The organism is Enterobacter sp. WP_7_1, assembly GCF_003688535.1.
Classification (GTDB): Bacteria; Pseudomonadota; Gammaproteobacteria; order Enterobacterales; family Enterobacteriaceae; genus Enterobacter; species Enterobacter asburiae.
In genome coordinates this window covers 1-25883 of record NZ_REFK01000002.1, presented here as the reverse complement: position 1 = coordinate 25883, position 25883 = coordinate 1, and the positions used below count along the sequence as shown (strand labels likewise).

At 54.9% G+C, this 25883-nt stretch carries 27 protein-coding genes and 1 rRNA gene; 10 read left to right on the top strand and 18 right to left on the bottom strand.

Features of this window, described 5'->3' with window-relative positions:
- Positions 1-894 (bottom strand): N-acetylmuramic acid 6-phosphate etherase, encoded by an 894-nt coding sequence (murQ, locus tag BJ885_RS09530; protein ID WP_121931811.1) that lies wholly within the window; start codon positions 892-894, stop codon positions 1-3.
- Between the two features lie 117 nt (positions 895-1011).
- Between murQ and BJ885_RS09525 the strand changes: the two genes are divergently transcribed.
- Both BJ885_RS09525 and BJ885_RS09520 read left to right on the top strand, forming a co-directional pair.
- On the top strand, positions 1012-1860 hold the full coding sequence (locus tag BJ885_RS09525) for a MurR/RpiR family transcriptional regulator (protein ID WP_023308844.1): 849 nt from the start codon (positions 1012-1014) through the stop codon (positions 1858-1860).
- Between the two features lie 46 nt (positions 1861-1906).
- Positions 1907-2167: a YfhL family 4Fe-4S dicluster ferredoxin gene (locus BJ885_RS09520; protein ID WP_008502177.1), complete on the top strand. Its 261-nt coding sequence runs from the start codon at positions 1907-1909 to the stop codon at positions 2165-2167.
- On the opposite strand, the gene acpS is transcribed toward BJ885_RS09520, so the two are convergent.
- The 12 genes from acpS to rseD all read right to left on the bottom strand — a co-directional run bounded on the left by acpS (position 2164) and on the right by rseD (position 11598).
- Positions 2164-2544 (bottom strand): holo-ACP synthase, encoded by a 381-nt coding sequence (gene acpS / locus BJ885_RS09515; RefSeq protein WP_023294331.1) that lies wholly within the window; start codon positions 2542-2544, stop codon positions 2164-2166. The genes BJ885_RS09520 and acpS overlap by 4 nt on opposite strands.
- Positions 2544-3275, bottom strand: coding sequence for a pyridoxine 5'-phosphate synthase (pdxJ, locus tag BJ885_RS09510; protein WP_032659491.1), 732 nt, complete (start codon positions 3273-3275; stop codon positions 2544-2546). Before pdxJ ends, acpS begins: the two co-directional genes overlap by 1 nt.
- 75 nt (positions 3276-3350) lie before the next feature.
- Positions 3351-4058 (bottom strand): DNA repair protein RecO, encoded by a 708-nt coding sequence (recO, locus tag BJ885_RS09505; protein WP_029741134.1) that lies wholly within the window; start codon positions 4056-4058, stop codon positions 3351-3353.
- Positions 4059-4075: 17 nt separating this feature from the next.
- Positions 4076-4981 (bottom strand): GTPase Era, encoded by a 906-nt coding sequence (gene era, locus BJ885_RS09500; protein WP_023308847.1) that lies wholly within the window; start codon positions 4979-4981, stop codon positions 4076-4078.
- On the bottom strand, positions 4978-5658 hold the full coding sequence (gene rnc, locus BJ885_RS09495) for a ribonuclease III (RefSeq protein ID WP_003860711.1): 681 nt from the start codon (positions 5656-5658) through the stop codon (positions 4978-4980). The genes era and rnc overlap by 4 nt, the downstream gene beginning before the upstream one ends.
- Before the next feature lie 222 nt (positions 5659-5880).
- The gene (lepB, locus tag BJ885_RS09490; RefSeq protein WP_023308848.1) at positions 5881-6855 is read right to left on the bottom strand and encodes a signal peptidase I; all 975 of its coding nucleotides are present in this window, start codon (positions 6853-6855) and stop codon (positions 5881-5883) included.
- 15 nt (positions 6856-6870) lie between these two features.
- Positions 6871-8670: a translation elongation factor 4 gene (gene lepA / locus BJ885_RS09485; protein WP_032659499.1), complete on the bottom strand. Its 1800-nt coding sequence runs from the start codon at positions 8668-8670 to the stop codon at positions 6871-6873.
- A gap of 185 nt (positions 8671-8855) precedes the next feature.
- The gene (gene rseC / locus BJ885_RS09480) at positions 8856-9332 is read right to left on the bottom strand and encodes a SoxR-reducing system protein RseC (protein ID WP_023308850.1); all 477 of its coding nucleotides are present in this window, start codon (positions 9330-9332) and stop codon (positions 8856-8858) included.
- Positions 9329-10282 (bottom strand): sigma-E factor regulatory protein RseB, encoded by a 954-nt coding sequence (gene rseB / locus BJ885_RS09475; RefSeq protein ID WP_023308851.1) that lies wholly within the window; start codon positions 10280-10282, stop codon positions 9329-9331. The genes rseC and rseB overlap by 4 nt, the downstream gene beginning before the upstream one ends.
- Positions 10282-10932, bottom strand: coding sequence for an anti-sigma-E factor RseA (gene rseA / locus BJ885_RS09470; protein ID WP_008502186.1), 651 nt, complete (start codon positions 10930-10932; stop codon positions 10282-10284). Before rseA ends, rseB begins: the two co-directional genes overlap by 1 nt.
- A 31-nt stretch (positions 10933-10963) precedes the next feature.
- The gene (gene rpoE, locus BJ885_RS09465; protein ID WP_006176728.1) at positions 10964-11539 is read right to left on the bottom strand and encodes an RNA polymerase sigma factor RpoE; all 576 of its coding nucleotides are present in this window, start codon (positions 11537-11539) and stop codon (positions 10964-10966) included.
- Positions 11536-11598: a rpoE leader peptide RseD gene (gene rseD / locus BJ885_RS23475; protein WP_229255512.1), complete on the bottom strand. Its 63-nt coding sequence runs from the start codon at positions 11596-11598 to the stop codon at positions 11536-11538. The genes rpoE and rseD overlap by 4 nt, the downstream gene beginning before the upstream one ends.
- 363 nt (positions 11599-11961) lie before the next feature.
- On the opposite strand from rseD, the gene nadB reads away from it, so the two are divergent.
- Positions 11962-13581, top strand: coding sequence for an L-aspartate oxidase (gene nadB, locus BJ885_RS09460; protein WP_047647045.1), 1620 nt, complete (start codon positions 11962-11964; stop codon positions 13579-13581).
- Here the strand turns inward: nadB and BJ885_RS09455 are convergent.
- Positions 13566-14303 carry a tRNA(1)(Val) (adenine(37)-N(6))-methyltransferase TrmN gene (locus BJ885_RS09455; protein ID WP_059347153.1) on the bottom strand — a complete coding sequence of 246 codons (738 nt, stop codon included), beginning with the start codon at positions 14301-14303 and terminating at the stop codon, positions 13566-13568. The genes nadB and BJ885_RS09455 overlap by 16 nt on opposite strands.
- 132 nt (positions 14304-14435) lie before the next feature.
- Here BJ885_RS09455 and srmB point away from each other — a divergent pair, with 132 nt between their 5' ends.
- The gene (srmB, locus tag BJ885_RS09450; RefSeq protein WP_023308854.1) at positions 14436-15764 is read left to right on the top strand and encodes an ATP-dependent RNA helicase SrmB; all 1329 of its coding nucleotides are present in this window, start codon (positions 14436-14438) and stop codon (positions 15762-15764) included.
- A gap of 51 nt (positions 15765-15815) precedes the next feature.
- Here srmB and grcA read toward each other — a convergent pair whose 3' ends face one another.
- On the bottom strand, positions 15816-16199 hold the full coding sequence (grcA, locus tag BJ885_RS09445) for an autonomous glycyl radical cofactor GrcA (RefSeq protein WP_029741127.1): 384 nt from the start codon (positions 16197-16199) through the stop codon (positions 15816-15818).
- A 314-nt stretch (positions 16200-16513) separates the two neighbouring features.
- Between grcA and ung the strand changes: the two genes are divergently transcribed.
- Positions 16514-17203 (top strand): uracil-DNA glycosylase, encoded by a 690-nt coding sequence (ung, locus tag BJ885_RS09440; RefSeq protein WP_047647042.1) that lies wholly within the window; start codon positions 16514-16516, stop codon positions 17201-17203.
- Between the two features lie 48 nt (positions 17204-17251).
- Here the strand turns inward: ung and BJ885_RS09435 are convergent, their stop codons facing one another.
- Positions 17252-18367, bottom strand: a complete 1116-nt coding sequence (locus tag BJ885_RS09435; protein WP_121931810.1) for a tRNA/rRNA methyltransferase — start codon at positions 18365-18367, stop codon at positions 17252-17254.
- 204 nt (positions 18368-18571) lie between these two features.
- Between BJ885_RS09435 and trxC the strand changes: the two genes are divergently transcribed.
- The 5 genes from trxC (at position 18572) to BJ885_RS09405 (ending at position 24293) form a co-directional block, all read left to right on the top strand.
- Positions 18572-18991 (top strand): thioredoxin TrxC, encoded by a 420-nt coding sequence (gene trxC / locus BJ885_RS09425; protein WP_023308858.1) that lies wholly within the window; start codon positions 18572-18574, stop codon positions 18989-18991.
- 69 nt (positions 18992-19060) lie between these two features.
- A complete protein-coding gene (gene tapT / locus BJ885_RS09420; RefSeq protein WP_121931808.1) occupies positions 19061-19759 on the top strand; it encodes a tRNA-uridine aminocarboxypropyltransferase in 699 nt (232 codons plus the stop codon).
- A 35-nt stretch (positions 19760-19794) separates the two neighbouring features.
- Complete coding sequence (pat, locus tag BJ885_RS09415) at positions 19795-22458, top strand: bifunctional acetate--CoA ligase family protein/GNAT family N-acetyltransferase (RefSeq protein WP_121931807.1); 2664 nt, start codon at positions 19795-19797, stop codon at positions 22456-22458.
- A gap of 110 nt (positions 22459-22568) precedes the next feature.
- Entirely contained in the window at positions 22569-23924 is a 1356-nt protein-coding gene (gene pssA / locus BJ885_RS09410; protein WP_121931806.1) for a CDP-diacylglycerol--serine O-phosphatidyltransferase, read from the top strand.
- A 45-nt stretch (positions 23925-23969) separates the two neighbouring features.
- Positions 23970-24293 (top strand): YfiM family lipoprotein, encoded by a 324-nt coding sequence (locus BJ885_RS09405; protein WP_121931805.1) that lies wholly within the window; start codon positions 23970-23972, stop codon positions 24291-24293.
- On the opposite strand, the gene BJ885_RS09400 is transcribed toward BJ885_RS09405, so the two are convergent.
- Entirely contained in the window at positions 24290-25585 is a 1296-nt protein-coding gene (locus BJ885_RS09400) for an MFS transporter (RefSeq protein ID WP_121931804.1), read from the bottom strand. The two genes, BJ885_RS09405 and BJ885_RS09400, sit on opposite strands and share 4 nt — an antisense overlap.
- Positions 25586-25793: 208 nt before the next feature.
- Positions 25794-25883, bottom strand: a 5S ribosomal RNA gene (gene rrf, locus BJ885_RS09395); the annotation flags it as partial.

Here is a 25883-nt window from a genome sequence, read left to right as displayed (position 1 = left end):
TTAGTTTTCTAATGCCGCCCGTAAGAAGCCGTTATGCGCAGCGAGTTTGGCTCTCGCGGCCGCCGCATCCAGCCCGCTTAAGATCATCAAAATAGCCGGTTTAACATCGTGCTCGGTCTGCTTGAGTACCGCTTCTGCCTCTTCACGGCCTGCGCCTGTCGCCTCCATCACCATGCGGCAGGCTCTGTCCACCAGCTTGACGTTGGTGGCCTGCATATCCACCATCAGGTTCTGATACACCTTGCCGAACTTCACCATCGCGCCGGTGGAGATCATATTGAGCACCAGCTTTTGCGCGGTCCCGGATTTCAGGCGCGTGGAGCCGGTGAGCGCTTCCGGTCCGACAACCGGAGAAATGGCGATAGCGGCCACCTGCGCAATCGGGGAGCCCGGATTACAGGAGATGGCGACCGTCGTGCAGCCCGTCCGGTTGGCGTATTCCAGCCCGCCAATGACGTACGGGGTGCGCCCGGATGCCGCCAGCCCGACCACCAGATCCTTCGCGGTCAGATTAAGATCCTTCAGGTCATCCTCGCCCAGCTGTGCATTGTCTTCCGCTCCTTCAACGGCTTTCAGCAGCGCGCCGGGCCCACCGGCAATCAGCCCAACGACCAGACCGTGCGGAACCCCAAAGGTGGGCGGACATTCTGACGCATCCAGAACCCCAAGACGCCCGCTGGTGCCCGCCCCCATGTAGATAATGCGACCGCCGGCCTTGAGGGCTTCCGCCGCCGCATCGACCGCTTTCGCCACCTCGGGTAATGTCTCTTTCACTGCCTGCGCGACCAGCGTATCCTGTTGATTAAAGCGGTTAACCAGCTCCAGGGTTGAGAGCGCATCCAGATCCATGGTTTGCGGGTTACGCGTTTCAGAAACAAGTGAGCCAAGATTCATTTTTGTACCTCAAGAATTTTTAATTCATAATAATCACACTATAATGGAATATAAAATTCATTCAGGCGAGCAAAATTCGTATTTGCGCAGATAATCACATTTTCGCCAGGAGACCGTATGAACTGTTTAATTCGCATTCGCCAGCGCTATGCAGGCTTTGCCCAAAGCGACAAGAAGCTGGCGGATTTTCTGCTTTCTCAACCCGACCATGCACGCCATCTCAGCTCGCAGCAGCTGGCGAGTGAAGCCGGCGTGAGCCAGTCCAGCGTGGTGAAATTTGCCCAGAAGATTGGCTTTAAGGGGTTCCCCGCCCTCAAGCTGGCGATAAGCGAAGCGCTGGTGAGCAACCCCAACCCGCAGTCAATGCCGGTGCATAATCAGATCCGCGGCGATGACCCGATGCGGCTGGTTGGCGAAAAGCTGATCAAAGAGAACGTGGCGGCTATGCACGCGACGCTCGATGTGAACACCGAAGAGAAGCTGCTGGAGAGCGTGGCGATGCTGCGCGGCGCGCGGCGGATCATTCTGACCGGTATCGGCGCGTCCGGACTTGTGGCGCGTAACTTTGGCTGGAAGCTGACGAAAATTGGGCTTAACGCCATCGTCGAGCAGGATATGCACGCCCTGCTGGCGACCGTACAGGCGATGGATCCTGACGATCTGCTGCTGGCCATCTCCTACTCCGGCGAGCGCCGTGAAATCAATATGGCAACCGATGAAGCGCTGCGCGTCGGCGGTAAAATTCTGGCGATCACCGGTTTTACGCCGAATGCCCTGCAGCAGCGGGCAACGCGCTGTTTATATACCATTGCCGAAGAGCAGGCCACGCGCAGCGCGGCTATCTCGTCCACCAGCGCGCAAATGATGCTGACGGACCTGCTGTTTATGGCGCTGGTGCAGCAGGATCTGGAGCGCGCACCCGAGCGCATTCGTCACAGCGAAGAACTGGTAAAGAAACTGGTTTGACGCGTATAATGCCCGCCCGGTTTGTGTTGTTTCTGAGAATTTCCTGATGGCGCTGTTAATTACCAAAAAATGCATTAATTGCGATATGTGCGAGCCCGAATGCCCGAACCAGGCGATTTCGATGGGCGACAGCATTTATGAGATTAACAGCGACCGCTGCACGGAATGCATCGGCCACTATGAAACGCCGACCTGTCAAAAAGTGTGCCCGATCCCGAATACCATCCTGAAGGATCCGGCCCACGTCGAGAGCGAAGAGCAGCTATGGGATAAGTTTGTCCTGATGCACCACGCGGACAAGCTTTAACTTTCGATGATCACCGTCGCGCTGGCATAGTGGCGTTCATCCGCGATCGTTACGTGCATGTGATTCACCCCCAGCTTTTCCGCCAGCTTTTGCGCTTCTCCCCACAGACGCAGGCTCGGTTTGCCCAGCTCATCGTTAAACACTTCGAACTGATTAAACGCCAGGCCGTTACGAATGCCGGTCCCGAAGGCTTTGGCCGCCGCCTCTTTTACCGCAAAGCGCTTTGCCAGAAAGCGCACCGGCTGCTGATGCGCTTCCCAGATGGCCCACTCGTTATCGCTCAGCACGCGTCTTGCGAGGCGATCGCCGCTACGGGCGATCACCGCTTCAATGCGGGCTATTTCAACGATATCGGTGCCTAAGCCCAGAATGGCCATTACTGACGCGCTTCCTGCATCAGGCGTTTCATTTCTGAAACCGCCTCTTTCAGGCCGCTCATCACCGCGCGGCCAATGATGGCGTGGCCGATGTTCAGTTCGTGCATTTCCGGCAGAGCGGCAATGGCCTTCACGTTATGGTAGGTCAGGCCGTGACCGGCGTTCACCTTCAGTCCCAGACTTGAAGCATACGTGGCCGCTTTGGCAATACGCTCCAGCTCTTTGGCCTGTTCGGCATCATTTTTGGCATCGGCATAGCAGCCGGTGTGGATTTCGATATACGGTGCGCCCACGTCGGCCGCCGCTTTAATCTGGGCGAAATCGGCGTCGATAAACAGAGAAACCAGGATACCGGCATCCGCCAGGCGCTTGCAGGCATCGCGCATTTTGTCGAGCTGACCGGCCACATCCAGACCGCCTTCGGTGGTCACTTCCTGGCGTTTTTCCGGCACCAGGCAGCAGAAGTGCGGCTGGGTCTCGCAGGCAATCGCCAGCATCTCTTCGGTGACCGCCATCTCCAGATTCATTCGGGTGTCCAGCGTCTGACGCAGAATGCGCACGTCGCGATCGGTGATATGGCGACGGTCTTCACGCAGGTGAACGGTAATGCCGTCGGCGCCAGCCTGTTCAGCGATAAACGCCGCCTGAACCGGATCGGGATACGCCGTGCCGCGCGCATTACGCAGCGTGGCGATGTGGTCGATGTTGACGCCTAACAGTAATTCAGCCATGACAATCCTCGGTATTTTGGTTCATTTCTCTTCCCCCTCTCCCTCCGGGAGAGGGCTGGGGTGAGGGGTAAAACGTTAACGTTTCGGCACAAACTGCCTGAATAATTCGCGGCTCTTTAAGGGCTTGCCGCCAAGATACGGCTTGAGGGCAATCCGGGTAAAGCGTTTTGCTGCGCGCAGGGTGTCCAGATCGGGAAACTCGCGCTCATACAGCGCCCGGAGCTGGCGCCCGGTAAAGGTGCTGTTGTCTATCACGATACTGGCAATGAAGCCTTTTTCTTCGCGGTAGCGGTAGGTCATGGTGTCTTCTATCTCGTCACCACTGCCCGCGCAGTGCAGAAAATCTACGCCGTATCCGAGGTGGCCCAGCAGCGCCAGTTCAAAACGACGCAAGGCGGGTTCGGGCGTGCCGGTTGCGCCAGCCAGCGCCTGGATACAGTGCAGATAATCGAAGAAAAGTTCAGAGAAGCGGGTCTCATGTTCAAGAACGCGTGAGATGAGTTCGTTGACATACAGACCGCTGTAGAGCGTGATGCCGGAAAGAGGAAGCGCCAGGGAGACGGCTTCAGCGCTGCGCAGGGTTTTCACTTCCCCTCGCCCACCAAAGCGTACCAGCAGCGGCGTGAAAGGCTGTAGGGCACCTTTCAGGTTAGAACGTTTGGAACGTGCGCCTTTCGCAACAAGGCGCACGCGGCCCGACTCTTCCGTGAAGACGTCCAGCATAAGGCTGGTTTCGCTCCAGGGACGACTATGCAGGACAAAGGCGCGCTGCCATCCATCCATATGCTCGTCGTCTTAAGTTACTGGTCTTCGCCGTAACCGAGGCTGCGCAGAGCACGCTCATCATCGGCCCAGCCAGATTTCACTTTCACCCACAGCTCGAGGTGAACCGGCGCTTCGAACATCTCCATCATGTCCTTACGGGCTTCAATACCGATGGTTTTGATCTTGGCCCCTTTGTTGCCGATCACCATCTTCTTCTGCCCTTCGCGCTCAACGAGGATCAGGCCGTTGATATCGTAGCCACCGCGCTCGTTGGTCTGGAAACGCTCGATCTCTACCGTTACGGAGTAAGGCAGTTCAGCACCCAGGAAACGCATCAGCTTTTCACGGATGATTTCAGACGCCATAAAGCGCTGAGAGCGATCGGTGATGTAGTCTTCCGGGAAGTGATGAATCGCTTCCGGCAGATGCTTACGCACGATGCCCGCGATGGTATCCACGTTCAGGCCGGTCTCAGCAGACAGCGGAACGATGTCGAGGAAGTTCATCTGGCTACCGAGCCACTGCAGATGCGGCAGCAGGTCGGCCTTTTCCTGCACGTTATCAACTTTGTTGACCGCGAGGATGACCGGCGTTTTGCCGTCACGCAGCTTGTTCAGCACCATCTCGTCGTCCGGCGTCCAGCGGGTGCCTTCCACAACGAAAATCACCAGCTCTACGTCGCCGATCGAGCTGCTCGCCGCCTTGTTCATCAGGCGGTTGATTGCGCGCTTCTCTTCCATGTGCAGGCCCGGGGTATCGACGTAGATCGCCTGATACGCGCCTTCAGTATGGATGCCGACGATGCGGTGACGCGTGGTCTGCGCCTTACGCGAGGTGATTGAAATCTTCTGCCCAAGCAGATTATTCAGCAGGGTGGATTTGCCAACGTTCGGACGTCCGACGATGGCAATAAATCCGCAATAGGTTTTATCTTCGCTCATTCCAGCTCCAGCATTTTTAACGCCTGTTCGGCGGCAGCCTGTTCAGCCTTACGACGGCTTGAACCTGTGCCCACCACCGGTTCACTCAGGCCACTGACCTGGCAATGGATGGTAAATTCCTGATCGTGCGCTTCGCCACGCACCTGTACCACCAGATAAGACGGCAGCGGCAGATGACGACCCTGCAAATATTCCTGCAGACGCGTTTTCGGATCTTTTTGTTTATCGCCCGGGCTAATTTCGTCCAGACGGGTCTGATACCAGTTCAGGATCAGCTTTTCTACGGTCTGGATATCGCTGTCCAGGAACACACCACCAATTAATGCTTCGACCGTATCGGCAAGAATAGATTCACGACGGAAGCCGCCGCTTTTCAGTTCACCCGGTCCAAGACGCAGACATTCGCCCAGTTCAAACTCGCGCGCGATTTCCGCAAGGGTATTACCCCGAACCAGCGTGGCACGCATGCGGCTCATATCCCCTTCATCCACACGCGGGAAACGGTGATAAAGCGCATTCGCAATCACGAAACTTAAAATAGAGTCGCCTAAAAACTCGAGACGCTCATTATGTTTGCTGCTGGCACTGCGGTGGGTTAATGCCTGTTGCAACAACTCCTGATGATGAAAAGTGTAGCCCAGCTTCCGTTGAAGCCGATTAATTACGATGGGGTTCATGCGATACCAATAAATGAATGCGTCAAAAATGCAGCACACGAAACCGACCTGAGAAAACCAACGCGGTTTCGTGTGCCGTGGCACCCTTGCAGGGCCAACCTTAAACTTCGGGGGAATATTCTATACACAACGACAGGGGATGTCGTTAGTTCGAAGAGATTTATCGTGGAAATAATTCACGTAGCCGCTAATTAAAGCGGCTACGCGTTCATTTATTGAGAATTAATGGATTCCGCCGATACGATTCAGGCGTACACCGGTCGGCCATTCGCCTTCCTGCTTCTCAAAACTCATCCAGATGGCGGTGGCTTTTCCGACCAGATTCGCTTCCGGCACAAAGCCCCAGTAACGGCTGTCCGCAGAGTTATCGCGGTTGTCACCCATCATGAAGTAATGTCCTGGCGGTACAATCCAGCTCGCCAGCTGCTGGCCCGGCTGGCGATAGTACATACCCAGTTGATCCTGCGCAATTGGCACAGTGAGGATTCGGTGCGTCACATCGCCCAGCGTCTCTTTGCGCTCAACCAGACGGATGCCGTCCTCTTTGGTTTCACCTTTCGGTACCTGGAAGAATCCGCTGGTCGCTTCGCCGCCGTTACGACGGGCGAAGGTCTGCACAAAATCACTTGGCTCAACGTTTGAGTAAGTGATTGGCAGCGCGTTTTCACATGCGGTACCGGAGCTGCAGCCCGGCTGAACGGTGACTTCTTTCGCAACCGGATCGTAAGTCACTTTATCACCCGGCAGACCTACCGCGCGCTTGATGTAGTCCAGGCGCGGATCTTCCGGATATTTAAACACCACGATGTCGCCACGTTTCGGATGACCGGTTTCGATCAGCGTCTTTTGGTAGATAGGATCTTTAATGCCGTAGGCAAACTTCTCTACCAGAATAAAATCACCAATCAGCAGCGTTGGCATCATTGAACCTGATGGGATTTGGAACGGCTCGTAAATAAACGAACGTACCACCAGCACAATTGCCAGCACCGGAAATACCGAGGCGCCCGTTTCCAGCCAGCCCGGTTTCGGGCCGACTTTCTTCAGGGTTTTCGCGTCAATCCCATCTCCAGTGGCTGCCTGAGCGGCAGCCTGACGTTCACGACGTTTTGGGGCGAAGATAAACTTATCCAGACACCACAGCAGACCTGTCACCAGGGTAGCAATGACCAGGATCAGGGCAAACATGTTCGCCATGCCAACTCCTTAGGGTTATTTGCCGTCTTTACCAACATGAAGGATGGCAAGGAATGCTTCCTGCGGCAGCTCGACGTTACCGACCTGCTTCATACGCTTCTTACCTTCTTTCTGCTTCTGCAGCAGCTTTTTCTTACGGCTGACGTCACCGCCATAGCACTTCGCCAGAACGTTTTTGCGCAGCTGTTTCACGGTTGAACGCGCGATAATGTGGTTGCCAATGGCCGCCTGGATCGCGATATCGAACTGCTGACGCGGGATCAGATCTTTCATCTTTTCAACCAGCTCGCGGCCGCGGTACGGCGCATTGTCGTTGTGGGTGATCAGCGCAAGCGCATCCACGCGCTCGCCGTTAATCAGCACGTCCACACGCACCATGTTGGAGGCCTGGAAGCGTTTGAAGTTGTAATCCAGTGACGCATAGCCACGGGAGGTCGACTTCAGACGGTCGAAGAAGTCGAGTACCACTTCCGCCATCGGGATCTCATAGGTCAGCGCCACCTGGTTACCGTGGTAAACCATGTTGGTCTGCACGCCACGCTTCTCAATACAAAGCGTAATGACGTTCCCCAGGAATTCCTGCGGCAGCAGCATGTGACACTCTGCAATAGGCTCACGCAGCTCCTGAATGTTGTTCAGCGGCGGCAGCTTGGACGGGCTATCGACGTAGATCACTTCTTTCGAGGTGGTTTCAACTTCATAGACTACGGTCGGCGCCGTGGTGATCAGATCCAGATCGTATTCACGCTCCAGACGTTCCTGAATGATCTCCATGTGCAGCAGACCGAGGAAGCCACAGCGGAAGCCGAAGCCCAGCGCCGTTGAGCTTTCTGGCTCGTAGAACAGGGAAGCATCGTTCAGGCTCAGTTTACCGAGCGCGTCACGGAAGTTTTCGTAGTCGTCAGAGCTGACAGGGAACAGACCCGCGTAAACCTGCGGTTTCACCTTTTTAAAGCCTGGCAGCGCTTTATCTGCCGGGTTACGGGCGCCGGTCAGGGTATCGCCCACCGGCGCGCCGAGGATGTCTTTAATGGCGCAGACCAGCCAGCCTACCTCGCCACATCTCAGCTCGGTACGGTCAACCTGTTTTGGCGTGAAGATGCCCAGACGGTCGGCGTTGTAGACCTGTCCGGTACTCATTACCTTGATTTTGTCGCCTTTACGCATGGTGCCGTTTTTAATACGCACCAGAGAGACAACGCCCAGATAGTTATCGAACCAGGAGTCGATAATCAGCGCCTGCAACGGGCCATCCGGATCGCCTTCCGGGGCCGGAATGTCACGTACCAGGCGTTCCAGCACGTCGGTCACGCCCACACCGGTTTTCGCGGAGCAGCGCACGGCATCGGTCGCGTCAATGCCGACGATATCTTCAATCTCTTCCGCTACGCGTTCAGGGTCGGCGGCTGGCAGGTCGATCTTGTTCAGAACCGGCACAACTTCGAGATCCATTTCCATCGCGGTGTAGCAGTTTGCCAGGGTCTGGGCTTCAACGCCCTGCCCGGCATCCACCACCAGCAGCGCGCCTTCACAGGCCGCGAGCGAGCGTGAAACCTCATAGGAGAAGTCAACGTGGCCTGGGGTGTCGATAAAGTTCAGTTGATAGGTTTCACCATCAGCCGCTTTGTAATCAAGCGTAACGCTCTGCGCTTTAATGGTGATACCGCGTTCGCGTTCCAGGTCCATGGAGTCCAGAACCTGGGCTTCCATTTCACGATCAGACAGGCCACCGCAAATCTGGATAATACGGTCAGACAGCGTCGACTTACCGTGGTCAATGTGAGCAATGATCGAAAAGTTACGTATGTTCTTCATATAGTTAAATAATTATGCCTTACGAATTCCTGGAGGCCGCTGTTCTTAGCCTGACGTTTTTCAGTGCGAAAACGCAGCATTCTACACTACATCCTCGCTACCTGGAAATGCACTTAGAAGCAGGTATAGCGTGAAGAAAGGCCGTTTTCTGTTTTAGGGTGTAAAAAATGATAAAGCCCGATGGATCACCGGGCCTCAGAAGAGAGCGTTTCAACACGAAGCTGGTCTGGCGCCAGCCCAACGCTGAGAATGACAGGCTGCCACTCCTCGCGTGCGGCGAGCGTCGGAGAGAGCCCTTTGGCAAGCCAAAATCCCCCCACGCCACCCAATGCGGCCCCGCACATAGCGGCCACATCGGTACCAAACAGCATCTGAAACAGGCCGCCCATGATAAACAGGCCGACCAGCGGAGAGAGATACACCAGCATAGCGGAGCTGAGCAGGCTGCCTTCCGCGATGCCCAGTTCTACCTTCTGCCCCGCCATCAGCGGCTGTTCGCTTGGCACAGAAATCGTGTGCGATGTTTGTGGCCCGAGCTTATTCAGCACGCGGCTGCCGCAGCCGGCGCGGGATGCGCAGCTATTACATGAGGCTTTTACATCGCAGCTCACCAGCGCGATGCCGTTCTGCCACGAGACAACCGTCGCCCACTCTTTGATCATTGTGCAGCCCTAAATTTAATGCTGTCGGAGATGCGCTTCGCAGTCTGCGGAGGGAGTTCTCCCACAATGGTGATCTCTGCGTTATCGCGTACCGTTGTACTCACCGTACGACGCCCGGTACGCAGCATTTGTTCGGCGCTGTTTGCCGTTGCGCGATTGATATTCACCGAGAAGCTGAACAAGCCGTCGGAATAGAGGCGCGATTCCACCGGCGTTTCAATCGTTGGCAGCTGACGACGGCTGCTGGACACTTCGCTAAATCCTTGTGGGATCCAGGCAGGTACCCAGTTGAAATTAACGGAATCCCCGGCAGGAACAGAAAGCAGCGGCGGCAGGCTGGCCTTAGCCAGATTCTGCATGCTGTTGCCGACCTGATTGTTCACGCTGAAGGAGATAACCCGGAACTGTTCCAGCGTTTCACCGTCACGGTCGAGCAGGTCAACACGCATGGGGAGTTTGGTTTCGGCATCAATCCAGACGATATAGCTGTATCGCGTTCCGTCCCGGGCAACAACGCGAATTACCTCGCACAGTCTGTCCGCGATGCGGGTACGCCCTACCGAAATAAAATCGTAGTAAGGGGCAAGCCGTTTAAAGTCGGTGTAAATGAGTGACGGCAGGGAATCAACGATATAGTCGCCATTCAGCGTGAAAGGCTCCAGGCCTGGCTCGAAATAGCTGATTTCGTTACCACGCTGGACAACTTCCCGACGCGGGCCATCCATCTGTAGAAGCTGGGCGAGCGGCTGGTTATCAAGACGGGCATGGCGATAGCGTAACGACTCGACGCCCTGCTTATTGATGCTGATAAATGCCAACTCGTAATTGAGTGACTGGCTGGCCAGATTCATTTGCTGCAACAACGCCCCGGATGAAACATCAGCCGAGGCGTTGGCAGAGAAGAACAGGCTACCCGCCATCAGAGACATGGCGAACCAAAGTTGCTTCATTACTGCGATTGCGTTCCTAAAGTTTGGTTTCCGGGCACCTGCACAGCAGCTTGCTGTGTCTGCGCCTGCTCAAACTGAAGCTGTTCAGAGTGCAGACGACGCTGCAACTCGTAATCCTGCAACATCGCATTAATGCGACGGCGCTGCTCCTGAACCTGCTGTTGCTGGCCGCCGCTGGCGGATGCATCAGCCGGTACGCCCAGGCTTACCGGGCTGGCTTTGCCCATCATCGGCAGTGTGTTAAACACTGGCGCTTCTGGCTGCTGATTAGTTTCAGACTGAGTATTATAGTGCTGGACGCCAACAATAACTGCAAGCGATACGCATGCAGCCACACCCATTTGGGTAAGCTGGCTGGCCCACGGACGCACCTTTTGCCAGAACGGCATTTTCTGCCACTGGTGAGGCGCGGGTTGAGCTTCAGGAATCAGCGGAGTGGTCTGATGAACAGGCTCATTCTCAATCGCCGCCATGACGCGGGCTGAGATATCGAAATGGAGAACCTCGCCGGTGTCACCGCGAAGGGTGTCACGGATGAGATGGTAACTCTCCCAGGTCTCTTGCATTTCGGGTGAATGAGACAGCTCGTTGAGCAGCTCACTATCCACCGTTTCACCATCCATTAAAGCGGAAAGTTTTTCTTTCTGCATGCCTAATACCTTTTCCAGTATCCCGCTATCGTCAACGCCTGATAAGCGGTTGAACTTTATTATCAATAGCTTCTCGCGCACGGAAAATTCGTGAACGTACCGTGCCGACCGGACAATCCATGATAGCGGCTATCTCTTCATAGCTCAGACCATCCAGCTCCCGTAACGTAATTGCCATACGTAAATCTTCCGGGAGCGACTCGATCGTGCGAAAAACGATTTGTCTCAGTTCTTCTGACAACATTAAGTTCTCAGGGTTCGAAATTTCTTTCAATGCGCCGCCACTTTCGAAGTTTTCGGCGTCGATTGCGTCCACATCACTTGAAGGCGGACGACGGCCCTGAGCGACCAGATAATTCTTTGCCGTATTGACCGCAATACGGTACAGCCAGGTATAAAAAGCACTATCTCCCCGGAAAGAATCCAGCGCGCGATAGGCCTTAATAAAAGACTCTTGCACCACATCAGGCACATCGCCTGACGGTACATAGCGGGAAACCAGGCTCGCCACCTTATGCTGGTAGCGGACCACCAGTAGGTTAAAGGCTTTCTGATCTCCCTTCTGGACCCGTTCAACCAGGACCTGGTCCGTTAACTGCTCGCTCATCCGAGGTAATGTCTCCCCAAACCTAAATTCCACGCGTTATCGAAACGCCACTCTAAAATACCGCACTTTGAGCAAGCACCATTTAGAGTGTCTGATCTTCAATAAGTTCCGTAACGCCTTTGTTTTTGTTCATCGCGCCGCAGACCGTTCATTTTCTCTCATTATAAGTCTGTTCACGATACGCACCACTTTCTGACAAGAAACATCTTTTTCCCGCCAGAAGAGTAACGCAACACAGGCTTTATTTCACCACAAAATCTGACGCTAACGATCTGCTTCGCAAAATAATTTCACTCATTTACCCTCCGTTTACCTCCGCTTACGCGTTTAGCCATTGCGACAGCCTCTAAAAAAATACGTGCGATATATCGCATTCAGGTGCTATTCTGCCCCAACACTGTTTAGTAAATTAAACAACAATCATGAACACAACACCTGAACTCCATTGTGATGTACTGATCATCGGCAGCGGTGCTGCCGGTCTCTCTCTGGCGCTGCGCCTGGCCGAGCATCAAAACGTTATCGTTCTGAGTAAAGGACCGATAAGTGAAGGTTCCACGTTTTATGCCCAGGGTGGCATTGCCGCCGTGTTTGATGAGACAGACAGCATTGCGTCTCATGTCGAAGATACGCTCATTGCCGGGGCTGGGATCGTGGATGCACACGCCGCAGAGTTTGTCGCCAGCAATGCCCGCCACTGCGTTCAGTGGCTCATCGACCAGGGCGTCTTGTTCGATACTCAGGTTCAACCCAACGGTGAAGAGAGCTACCACCTGACTCGCGAAGGTGGCCATAGCCACCGCCGCATCCTGCACGCAGCGGATGCCACCGGAAAAGAAGTTGAAACCACGCTGGTTAGCAAAGCGCTGAACCATCCTAATATTCGGGTTCTCGAGCGAAGCAATGCCGTTGACCTGATTATCTCTGACAAGATTGGCCTGCCCGGTACGCGTCGCGTGGTTGGCGCCTGGGTCTGGAACCGCAATAAAGAGAAGGTGGAGACCTGTCAGGCGAAGGCTGTGGTGCTGGCGACGGGCGGCGCCTCCAAGGTGTATCAGTACACCACGAACCCGGACATTGCCTCCGGCGACGGTATCGCTATGGCCTGGCGCGCAGGCTGTCGGGTGGCAAACCTCGAGTTTAATCAGTTTCACCCCACCGCCCTGTTCCACCCTCAGGCGCGCAACTTCCTGCTGACGGAAGCCCTGCGCGGTGAAGGCGCTTATCTGAAACGTCCTGACGGCTCCCGTTTTATGCCCGACTTTGACGCCCGCGGTGAACTGGCCCCGCGCGATATCGTTGCCCGCGCCATCGATCATGAAATGAAGCGTCTTGGCGTAGACTGCATGTATCTCGATATCAGCCATAAGCCAGCAGAGTTCATTCGCCAGCATTTCCCGATGATTTACGAGAAGCTGCTCAATCTTGGCATTGATTTAACGCGCGATCCGGTGCCCATTGTGCCAGCGGCACACTATACCTGCGGTGGCGTAATGGTTGACGATCATGGACGTACTGACGTAGACGGTCTGTATGCTATCGGTGAGGTCAGCTATACCGGACTTCACGGCGCGAACCGTATGGCCTCTAACTCGCTGCTTGAGTGTCTGGTGTACGGCTGGTCAGCAGCGGAAGACATCACCAAGCGCATGCCTTACGCCCGCGAGACAGAGCAGTTGCCAGCCTGGGATGAAAGCCGGGTGGATAACCCGGACGAGCTGGTCGTGATCCAGCACAACTGGCATGAGCTACGGCTGTTTATGTGGGACTACGTGGGGATTGTGCGCACCACGAAACGCCTGGAACGCGCCTTGCGCCGCATCACCATGCTGCAGCAGGAAATTGATGAGTATTATGCCAATTTCCGCGTATCCAATAACCTGCTGGAGCTGCGCAATCTGGTGCAGGTGGCCGAGCTGATTGTTCGCTGCGCGATGATGCGTAAAGAGAGCCGCGGGCTGCACTATACTCTGGACTACCCGGATCAGCTTGCTGAGTCCGGCCCGTCGATACTCGCCCCGCAGGTTTACATAAACAGATAAAATGCCTGGGTCAGAGCCGTGTAATCTTCGGAATAACGCTGGTCTGGCCCACGGATCACCATCCGGTCATTAAAGCATTCACCCTCTTTTGGCGAGAGCGCCAGCAGCACGCGGTGCGGCAGTCGTCCTTCCGTATCCGAAATATCGGTACGCAGACGTAACGTCCAGCCGATCTCCAGCGCGATACTGATAAACGTGTTGCCGGTACTCTCAGGCAGGACCACACAGAAAAAACCTTCTTCGGAGATGAGTTCTGCCGCACTGGTGAGCAGCGCTTTATGATCGAGGGAGCCGGTATAACGTGCCTGTTCACGCTCGGGTGTCCCGCACTCAACGCCGGGTTCGTAGTAGGGAGGGTTGCTGACGATCAGATCGTAACGCGCGGTTTGTTCAGGTGCCCAGGCGAGCACATCTGCGCATTCCACCTTCATTCGGGCTGCCCACGGAGATTCGGCCATATTGTCACTCGCCTGCTCTGCGGCCTGCGCGTCCAGTTCGACGGCATCAATGATGACATGTTCTTCCGTACGCTGCGCCAGCATCAGGGCCACCAGCCCGCTGCCGGTACCGATATCAAGAATACGCTTAACACCTGCGACAGGCGCCCACGCTCCCAGTAAAATACCGTCTGTACCGACCTTCATGGCACAGCGATCGTGGGCGACAAAAAATTGTTTGAACGTAAAACCATCGCGGCGCAGCTGCGCTTTGAGTTGAGACATGTCGGGGCAACCTTCTAAGTGAAACTGGAGTAGCATAGGGGAAAGCGAAGTGGCCGAAAAGCGATATCCATACAAACAGATGAAGATTACAGCCGTAACGTCTATAATCAGCGCCCCACACAGAGGTAGAACATGACTGTAACGACTTTTTCCGAACTTGAACTCGATGAAAGCCTGCTCAATGCACTTGAGAGCAAAGGCTTTACACGCCCGACCGCCATTCAGGCAGCGGCCATTCCGCCTGCGCTTGAGGGCCGCGATGTGCTCGGTTCTGCGCCAACCGGCACGGGGAAGACAGCAGCCTATTTGCTGCCTGTGTTGCAGCATCTGCTCGACTTTCCGCGTAAAAAATCTGGCCCGCCGCGTATTTTAATCCTGACGCCTACGCGCGAACTGGCAATGCAGGTTGCCGATCACGCGCGTGAACTCGCGGCAAATACTCATCTGGATATCGCCACCATCACCGGCGGCGTTGCGTACATGAACCACGCCGAAGTGTTCAGCGAAAACCAGGACATCGTCGTTGCGACGACGGGCCGCCTGCTGCAGTACATTAAAGAAGAGAACTTCGACTGTCGTGCGGTTGAAACGCTGATCCTCGACGAAGCCGACCGCATGCTGGACATGGGCTTCGCACAGGATATCGAGCACATTGCCGGTGAAACGCGCTGGCGTAACCAGACGATGCTGTTCTCTGCCACCCTCGAAGGGGAAGCGATCAAAGACTTCGCAGAGCGTCTGCTGGAAGATCCGGTTGAAGTCTCGGCAACGCCGTCCACCCGTGAGCGTAAGAAGATCCACCAGTGGTACTACCGCGCGGACAACCTCGAGCACAAAGTAGAATTGCTGAAACATCTGCTGAAGCAGGAAGATGCTCTGCGCACAATCGTTTTTGTTCGCAAGCGCGAGCGCGTGCACGAGCTGGCTGAAATGCTGCGTAACGCCGGGATCAACAACTGCTATCTTGAAGGCGAGATGGCGCAGATCAAGCGTACCGAAGGCATTAAGCGCCTGACCGATGGCCGCGTTAACGTGCTGGTTGCGACTGACGTTGCCGCACGCGGGATCGACATCCCTGACGTCAGCCACGTCATTAACTTCGATATGCCGCGCAGCGGAGATACCTATCTGCACCGTATTGGCCGTACCGGCCGCGCGGGCCGCAAAGGGATTGCGATTTCACTGGTCGAAGCGCATGACTACCTGCTGCTGCAGAAGATTGGCCGCTATGTTGATGAGCCGCTGAAAGCGCGCGTTATTGACGAACTCCGCCCGACCACGCGCGCGCCGAGTGAAAAGATGACGGGTAAACCGTCCAAGAAAGCACTCGCGAAACGTGCTGAGAGAAAAGAGAAAGAAAAAGAGAAACCGCGCGTGAAGCAGCGCCACCGCGATACCAAAAATATTGGTAAGCGCCGTAAGCCAAGCTCTGCCGCACCAGAGACGAAAACTGAAGAGTAAAAAAAAGCCGGGGAAATCCCCGGCTTTTTTATTCCCCCCCTGCTAAAGCCGTTACAGGCTTTCAGTAAAGGTACGGGCGATAACGTCGCGCTGCTGTTCTGGAGTCAGTGAGTTAAAGCGAACCGCATAGCCGGACACGCGGATGGTCAGCTGTGGGTATTTTTCTGGGTGCTCAACGGCATCCATCAGCGTTTCGCGGCGCAGCACGTTTACGTTCAGGTGCTGACCACCTTCCACGCGCACTTCCGGCTGCACTTCCATAGGAACTTCACGGTATTCGATTTCGCCCAGTTTGTTTACCGGTACGATTTCATCTTCAGCAAAACCCGCTTTCGCAACGACGCAGCGCGCTTCGTTCTTCTCGCTGTCCAGCAGCCAGAAAGAATTGAGCAGATCGTCATTTGCAGCTTTAGTAATCTGGATACCTGTAATCATGTGTTGCCTCCCTTAGGCTACATTAACTCGTGTCGGCCTCTCGCGGCCAATTGGTAAAACCATTGTTTCTTGTGTGTATATATAACATTCACACCCCGGTGATTTATTGATTTAAATCAACAAAAACACCAACCACATAAAGAGTGTGGTTTGAATTTATTGTTTTAGATCAATTTCACAACCTTACCAATTCAACTTACCCTGTATCTTTTCAAAATAAATTTAGCCACTTAGCACGTATTTCAGCGCGTAATTTTGCTCACCGGGGTGAAACAGGTAAGCTAGTCAGAGATTGAGATTCGCAGGAGAGCGAGATGACGACACCTTTAACCTGGCATGACGTGCTGGCAGAAGAAAAGCAGCAGTCTTATTTTATCAATACGCTCAGCACCGTTGCCGCTGAGCGTCAGTCCGGACAGACGATTTACCCGCCGCAGAAAGATGTGTTCAACGCCTTTCGCTACACCGAACTGAGCGATGTGAAAGTGGTCATTCTTGGCCAGGATCCCTATCACGGCCCCGGGCAGGCGCATGGGCTGGCGTTTTCCGTCCGTCCGGGCGTGGCTATACCCCCTTCTTTGCTCAACATGTATAAAGAGCTTGAGGGAACCGTGCCCGGTTTTACCCGGCCAAACCACGGCTACCTGGAAAGCTGGGCGCGCCAGGGCGTGCTGTTGCTGAATACGGTGCTTACCGTACGGGCGGGCCAGGCGCACTCGCACGCCAGTCTGGGCTGGGAGACGTTTACCGATAAAGTCATCAGCCTTATCAACGAGCATCGTGAAGGGGTAGTGTTTTTACTCTGGGGTTCTCACGCGCAGAAGAAAGGGGCGATTATCGATCGTCAGCGTCATCACGTGCTGAAAGCACCGCACCCGTCACCGCTGTCTGCGCATCGCGGTTTCTTTGGCAGTAATCATTTTGTTCTGGCGAATGAATGGCTGGAAAAACGTGGCGAAACGCCGATTGACTGGATGCCTGTATTACCGGCAGAGAGCGAGTAGTTTGAGTTTGTATGCCCGGTTCACCGGGCATACAAAAAACACAATGGATTATGCCTTGTTCTGACGCCACCACTCGGCCAGCAGTACGCCGGTCGCAACGGATACGTTCAGACTTTCTACATTGCCTGTTCCGTCGATAGAGACGCTCAGATCCGCACTGGAGAGCGCCGCGTCAGACAGACCATCACGTTCCTGACCCAGCACCAGCACCATTTTGCGCGGCAGCGTCGCTTTAAACAGCGGCGTACCGGCATGGCTCGAGGTGGTCACGATGGAATAGCCCGCTTTACGGAACTGCTCAAGGGCATCCAGAACGCTGTCGCCGGTGATTGGCTGTACGTGCTCGGCTCCGCCTTCCGCAGTACGGATCGCGGCGCCGGATTCCAGCAGCGCGGCATCCTGCAACAGCACGCCTTTCACGCCAAAGTGCGCGCAGCTGCGCATCATTGCGCCCAGGTTGTGCGGGTTGCCCACATCTTCCAGAGCCAGCACACAGTCATCGGCATCCGCCTGGCTGACCCACTGCTGCACGGTCGTGCCGTTACGCTTTTTGATCAGGAAGCAGACGCCGCCGTGGTGTTCAGTACCGGAGGCTTTAGTCAGCTCGGCATCATCCACCACGTGGTAGGCTTTACGGTTCGCGGCCATCCAGCGCAGCGCTTCTTTGAAGCGCGGGGTCACGCTCTGGATAAACCAGGCGCGAACGATACACTCAGGACGGCTCAGGAACAGCGCCTGGCAGGCGTTCTCGCCATACACGCGGGTCTCTTCCGCACGCTGACGGCGCAGCACTTCCGGATCGATAAAGCTTTTACCGCTGATACCGCCGTGATCGGCTTTTTCCGGCGTCTCATCGCCAGGGGCGCGAGAAACGGTGCGCCACGGGGAGGCATTATCACGTGAGAAGTCATCACGCGGACGATCGTCGCGTGGTCGGTCACTGCGTGGGCGGTCATCGCGTTTGCGATCGTCACGTTTGCGGTCATCACCGCGGTTATTTCTGTCATCGCGGGCGGGGCGACGGCCACCGTCTGCACGAGAAGACGCCGGACGCCCGCCACCTTTTCCGGTACGCGGATTTTGGGTGCGTTTATCAGAGTCATCATCACTGCGGACATACATCACTTTGACCTTGCCGCTTTTGTTTTTCATTTCGTCGTTCATGCTTTTCTCCACCAGCGCTGCGCGAAGCGCGCAGATTACCCGATGTGCCAGCGCATAGCCATAATTTCGTACAAAAGCCTGTGACTATTGTTCTCATTGAATAAAACGCATTGTTGTTTAAAACAGGCTCATTGATAATATGTAACATATTAGAAACATTATCGGCGTTCTGCCGCTGTCCCACGGCTCTATCAGAGGTTAGTTATGAATACCGTATGTGCCAACTGTCAGGCTCTTAATCGCATTCCGGACGATCGGATGGAAGATGGTGCGAAATGCGGACGATGTGGCCATGAATTATTTGATGGCGATGTCATTAACGCAACGGGTGCTACGCTGGACAAACTCCTCAAGGACGATCTTCCTGTCGTGATCGATTTCTGGGCGCCATGGTGCGGCCCTTGCCGTAGCTTCGCGCCGATTTTCGAAGATGTGGCCGAAGAGCGTAGCGGAAAAATGCGGTTCGTTAAGGTCAATACCGAAGCCGAACCAGAACTGAGCGCACGTTTTCGTATTCGCAGCATCCCGACCATTATGATTTTCAAAAATGGCGAAGTGATCGATATGCTCAACGGCGCGGTTCCAAAAGCGCCTTTTGAAAGCTGGTTAAACGAGTCGCTCTAACATTCTCGGGGCACGTCTTGTGCCCCGCTCCCGCCTCTGCGAAAATAGCGTTTTTCCTGCATTTCGCCCATGACTGATAACGCTGTCCTTAAATTACGCGCCGAACGCCTTGCGCGCGCCACCCGACCGTTCCTCGCCCGTGGCAACCGTATTCGCCGCTGTCAGCGCTGCCTGCTGCCGCTGAAGGTTTGTCTGTGCGAGACGCTCGCTCCGAGTACGGCGGAAAGCCGTTTTTGTCTGGTCATGTTCGATACCGAGCCGATGAAACCCAGCAATACGGGGCGTCTTATCGCCGATATTCTGCCGGATACCGCCGCGTTTCAGTGGTCCCGTACGGAGCCGCCTCAGGCCCTGCTCGATTTAGTGGCCAGCCCCGACTATCAGCCTATGGTCGTTTTCCCCGCGTCTTATGCAGGCGCAGAGCGCCAGGTGCTTTCAACGCCGCCATCCGGTAAACCACCGCTGTTTATCATGCTGGACGGTACCTGGACCGAAGCGCGAAAAATGTTTCGCAAAAGCCCCTATCTCGACGCGCTGCCGGTGATTTCTGTCGATCTTTCCCGCGTCTCAGCCTACCGCCTGCGTGAAGCGCATGCTGACGGGCAATACTGCACTGCCGAAGTGGCAATTGCGCTTCTGGATTTAGCGGGAGATACCGCTGCGGCTGGTGCCCTGGGCAACCATTTCTCATGCTTCCGGGAGCGCTATCTGGCGGGAAAAACCGTTCATAAGGGCAGCATCACAGCGCCCGAGCCAGAAAGCGTTTAAAATCATCAGGTCGCTTGCATTCACAGGAGGCCTGCATGAGCCAGCGAGGGTTAGAAGCGCTACTTCGTCCTAAATCCATTGCCGTTATCGGCGCATCAATGAAACCGGATCGTGCTGGCTATCTGATGATGCGCAATCTGCTGGCCGGGGGCTTTAATGGCCCCGTCATGCCCGTCACGCCGTCTTATAAGGCCGTTCAGGGAGTGCTTGCATGGCCTGACGTACAAAGCCTGCCCTTCGTGCCGGATCTTGCCGTACTCTGTACAAACGCGAAGCGTAACCTGGAACTGCTGGAATCACTCGGCAAGAAGGGGTGTAAAACCTGCATTATTCTCTCGTCCCCCCCTGAACAGAAAGCCGAGCTGTTGGCCTGCGCCAGCCGCTATCAAATGCGAATTCTTGGGCCAAACAGTCTGGGCCTGCTCGCCCCCTGGCAGGGGCTGAATGCCAGTTTCTCCCCGGTTCCAATCCGCAAAGGCAAACTCGCATTTATCTCGCAGTCGGCTGCGGTATCGAACACCATCCTCGACTGGGCGCAGCAGCGTGAAATGGGATTCTCCTACTTCATTGCCCTGGGCGACAGCCTGGATATCGACGTTGATGAGCTACTGGATTTTCTGGCGCGTGACGGCAAAACCAGTGCGATCCTGCTTTATCTTGAGCACCTCAGCGACGCGCGTCGTTTTGTCTCGGCTTCGCGAAGCGCTTCGCGCAATAAACCGATCCTGGTGATCAAAAGCGGACGCAGCCCTGCGGCACAGCGTCTGCTGCATTCTCATTCCGGCATGGATCCCGCCTGGGACGCCGCCATTCAGCGCGCGGGGTTGCTGCGGGTACAGGATACGCACGAGCTTTTTTCCGCCGTTGAGACGTTAAGCCATATGCGCCCGTTGCGCGGTGAGAAACTAATGATTGTCAGTAACGGTGCGGCGCCTGCCGCGCTCGCGCTGGACGAGCTGTGGCGGCGCTTCGGCAAGCTGGCAACGCTGAGTGAAGAGACGCTGCAGCGCCTGAAAGAAGCGCTTCCGACCAGCGTGACGCCCGGCAATCCGCTTGATTTGCGTGATGACGCCAGCAGCGACCGCTATATCAGGGCGATATCCATTTTGCTGGATAGCCAGGATTTCGATGCGCTGATGATTATCCACTCTCCCAGCGCGGTCGCGCCGGGCAGTGAAAGCGCGCGCGCGCTCATTGATGCCGTGCGCAATCATCCACGCGGTAAATACGTTACCCTGCTCACCAACTGGTGCGGTGAGTTTTCCTCTCAGGAGGCGCGGCGCTTGTTCAGCGAGGCCGGGCTGCCAACCTACCGCACGCCGGAAGGCACCATCACCGCATTTATGCATATGGTGGAATATCGCCGCAACCAGAAACAGCTGCGTGAAACACCTGCTTTGCCGGGGAATCTGACGGCGAACACCGTCGACGTTCACCGGCTGTTGCAGCAGGCTATTGAAGAAGGCGCGACCTCGCTTGATACGCATGAGGTCCAGCCCATTCTGGGCAGCTACGGGATGCAAACTCTGCCGACCTGGATCGCCAGCGACAGCGCAGAGGCCGTGCATATAGCCGAACAGATTGGCTATCCGGTGGCTCTGAAGCTCCGCTCCCCGGATATCCCGCATAAGTCTGATGTTCAGGGGGTCATGTTATACCTGCGTACGGCGACTGAGGTGCAGCAGGCAGCTGATGCTATTTTCGACCGGGTCAAAATGGCCTGGCCGCAGGCAAGGATCCACGGATTGCTGGTGCAAAGCATGGCCAACCGCGCGGGAGCTCAGGAATTACGGGTGGTGGTCGAACACGATCCCGTCTTCGGACCGCTCATCATGCTGGGAGAGGGTGGCGTTGAGTGGCGTCCGGAGGAGCAGGCCGTGGTGGCGTTACCGCCGCTGAACATGAACCTGGCGCGTTATCTGATCATCCAGGCGATCAAAAGTAAAAAGATCCGTGGCCGGAGTGCGCTGCGCCCGCTTGATATTGCCGGGTTAAGCCAGTTCCTGGTGCAGGTCTCTAACCTGATTGTGGATTGTGCCGAGATCCAGCGGCTGGACATTCATCCGCTGCTCGCCTCAGGCAATGAGTTCACGGCGCTGGACGTGACCCTGGATATTGCGCCATTCGAAGGAGACAGAGAGAGCCGTCTGGCGATCCGCCCGTATCCCCTGCAGCTGGAGGAGTGGGTTGAGATGAAGAATGGGGAACGCGCCTTGTTCCGCCCTATTCTGCCGGAAGATGAGCCCCAGCTGCGGGCCTTTATCTCTCAGGTCACGAAAGAGGATCTTTATTATCGCTATTTTAGCGAAATCAACGAATTTACCCACGATGATTTAGCCAATATGACCCAGATCGACTACGATCGAGAAATGGCGTTTGTTGCCGTTCGTCGCTCCGATAAGGGAGATGAGATCCTTGGCGTCACGCGTGCGATTTCTGACCCGGATAACGTCGATGCGGAGTTTGCGGTGCTGGTGCGCTCAGATCTTAAAGGCCTGGGTCTGGGAAGACGGCTGCTGGAAAAACTCATCAGTTATACGCGAGATCACGGATTGTTACGCCTCAATGGCATTACTATGCCTAACAATCGCGGTATGGTGACCCTGGCGCGAAAACTTGGATTTGACGTTGATATTCAGCTGGACGAAGGTATTGTGGCCTTGTCCCTCAGTCTGACATCAGCAGACAAACGCGAGTAAGCTACTGGAAATGTTACCCACTTTGGACGGGACTGGTGGTATCATTGTCCGCTTATGTTGTTTGCATGGTACAGACAACCCTTCAATGAACAGAGAAGAAACGCACTGTGATGTTGTCAAAATTTAAGCGTAATAAACATCAACAACACCTTGCTCAACTACCGAAGATTTCTCAGTCAGTTGATGATGTAGAGTTCTTTTACGCTCCCGCTCATTTTCGGGAGACGCTTCTGGAAAAGATTGCCAGCGCCACGCGACGCATTTGCATTGTGGCGCTGTATCTTGAACAGGATGAAGGCGGGCGCGGGATCCTGAACGCGCTCTATGAAGCCAAACGTCAGCGCCCGGAACTTGATGTTCGCGTGCTGGTAGACTGGCATCGCGCTCAGCGTGGTCGTATTGGCGCTGCCGCGTCAAACACCAATGCTGACTGGTATTGCCGTACGGCGCAGGAAAATCTTGGCGTTGATGTGCCTGTTTATGGCGTCCCGGTTAATACCCGTGAAGCGCTCGGCGTTCTCCATTTCAAGGGCTTCATCATTGATGACAGCGTGCTGTACAGCGGCGCAAGTCTGAATGATGTTTACCTTCATCAGCTCGATAAATATCGCTACGACCGCTACCATCTGATCCGTAATCCGCAGATGGCCGATATCATGTTTAACTGGGTTGATAAAAATCTGGTCCATGGACGCGGTGTTAATCGCCTTGACGATCCCGAGCGCCCTAAAAGCCCGGAAATCAAAAACGATGTTCGCGCCTTCCGCCAGGAACTGCGTGATGCGGTCTATCATTTCCAGGGCGATGCGAACAACGAAGAGTTATCCGTTACCCCGCTGGTAGGGCTCGGCAAATCAAGCCTGCTGAACAAAACGATCTTCCATCTGATGCCGTGCGCGGAGCAGAAACTCACCATCTGTACGCCGTACTTCAACCTTCCAGCCGTGCTGGTGCGTAATATCATTCAGCTGCTGCGCGACGGTAAAAAAGTGGAAATCATCGTTGGTGATAAAACCGCAAACGACTTCTTCATTCCTGAAGATCAGCCGTTCAAAATCATCGGTGCGCTGCCTTATCTCTATGAGATTAACCTGCGCCGTTTCCTGAGCCGTTTACAGTATTATGTAAACACTGACCAGCTGGTTGTGCGTCTCTGGAAAGACGAAGACAACACTTACCATCTGAAAGGAATGTGGGTCGACGATGAGTGGATGCTGCTGACCGGTAACAACCTGAACCCACGCGCGTGGCGACTGGATCTGGAAAACGCTATCCTGATCCATGACCCGCAGCATGAGCTAGCCGCAAAACGTGAGCGTGAGCTGGAGCTGATTCGCACACATACCACTGTGGTGAATCACTACCGCGAACTGCAGAGCATTGCCGATTATCCGGTGAAAGTCCGCAAGCTTATCCGCCGCTTACGTCGTATTCGTATCGACCGACTTATCAGCCGTATTCTGTAATGTCCAGGCCCTGCCACCCGCAGGGCTTTTTTATGGAGCCCGTTGATGCGTATTCCTCTGTTACTGAGCGTCCTCTTTCTGAGCGGCTGTAGCCATATGGCCAACGATAACTGGTCCGGACAGGATAAAGCCCAGCATTTCCTAGCTTCCGCGATGTTGTCCACAGCCGGCAATGAATATGCGCAGCATCAGGGATACAGCCGGGATCGTAGTGCGGCAATTGGGTTGATGTTCTCAGTCAGTCTTGGAGCATCAAAAGAACTGTGGGATAGCCGCCCCGCAGGGAGCGGCTGGAGCTGGAAAGATTTCGCCTGGGATGTCGCCGGCGCAACGACCGGCTATGCCGTGTGGCAGATGGCGCGCTATTAAAGTCGTATACCTTTCCCTTTGCGATGCAGCATCAGGGAAACAACAAAGGCCAGTGCGCCCATTATCGTTACGTACCAGAAGAATGTCGTTTCACTTCCCCATGATTTAAGCGATAACGCAACGTACTCCGCCGATCCGCCAAACAACGCATTAGCTACCGCATAAGAGAGCCCTACCCCTAAAGCACGTACCTGCGCCGGGAACATTTCGGCTTTCAGTATTCCGCTAATAGAGGTATAAAAACTGACAATCACCATCGCCAGCATCACCAGCGCAAACGCGGCATACGGCGAAGTCACATGCTGAAGGGCAGACAGAATAGGTACGGTACATAACGCCGACAGCCCGCCAAAAATCAGCATCGACGTACGTCGACCGATTTTATCCGAGAGCGCACCGATAATAGGTTGTATAAGCATAAAGACAAACAGCGCCACGGTCATGACTACGCTGGCAACGTTTGCGTGCATGCCGGTGGTGTTCACCAGGTACTTCTGCATATAGGTCGTGAACGTGTAAAAACTGAGAGATCCGCCCGCAGTAAAGCCCAGCACCATAAGGAAAGCTTTACGGTTACGCCATAACCCTTTGAATGTTCCCGCCTCCTTCAGCGTTCTGACTTCCTTCTGAGAGGTTTCATCTAACTGACGGCGTAGCCAAAGTGCGACAACCGCCAGTACTGCGCCCATCGCGAAAGGAATTCGCCATCCCCAGGCGTGAAGTTGTTCATCCGTCAGAATTTGCTGCAGGATCACCACCACAAGAATGGCCAGCAGTTGACCACCAATCAGCGTGACATACTGGAATGAGGCGTAAAAACCTTTACGTCCTTCCAGTGCAATCTCACTCATGTAGGTCGCACTGGTACCGTATTCACCGCCCACCGATAATCCCTGAAATAAGCGGGCCAGTAATAGTAGCGCCGGTGCCCAGGTACCAATCGATTCATATCCCGGTAAGCAGGCGATCACCAGAGAGCCAAAGCACATCATGCACACCGAGATCAGCATAGAAGCCTTACGGCCGCGACGATCCGCAATGCGACCGAACAGCCAGCCCCCGATGGGTCGCATTAAAAACCCTGCAGCAAAAACCCCCGCTGTTTGTAGCAGCTGCGTTGTGGTGTTGCCGGATGGGAAAAAAATATGTGCGAAGTAGAGTGAACAGAATGAGTAGACGTAAAAGTCGAACCATTCAACCAGATTCCCTGAAGAGGCGCTGACGATTGCCCATACCCTTCTTCGGGTATCACTGTTAGCCAGCGTCCCGTTTGATGTAATGCTTTCTGTCATTGTGATTATGCTCCTGCCATAAACAGCGGCGTATTGAGCCATGAGACTCAATTACCTCGTAAATGAAATGTTATAATTTTGTTATAAATAACATTGAGACAAAGATCACACATTCCATTAGCAGGATAAGGGATTAAGAGAAAGGCCAGACAGGGAAACAAAAAGCAAAAAACCCCGCACCTTACGGTACGGGGTTCTTCTAATTGATGCCTGGCAGTTCCCTACTCTCACATGGGGAGACCCCACACTACCATCGGCGCTACGGCGTTTCACTTCTGAGTTCGGCATGGGGTCAGGT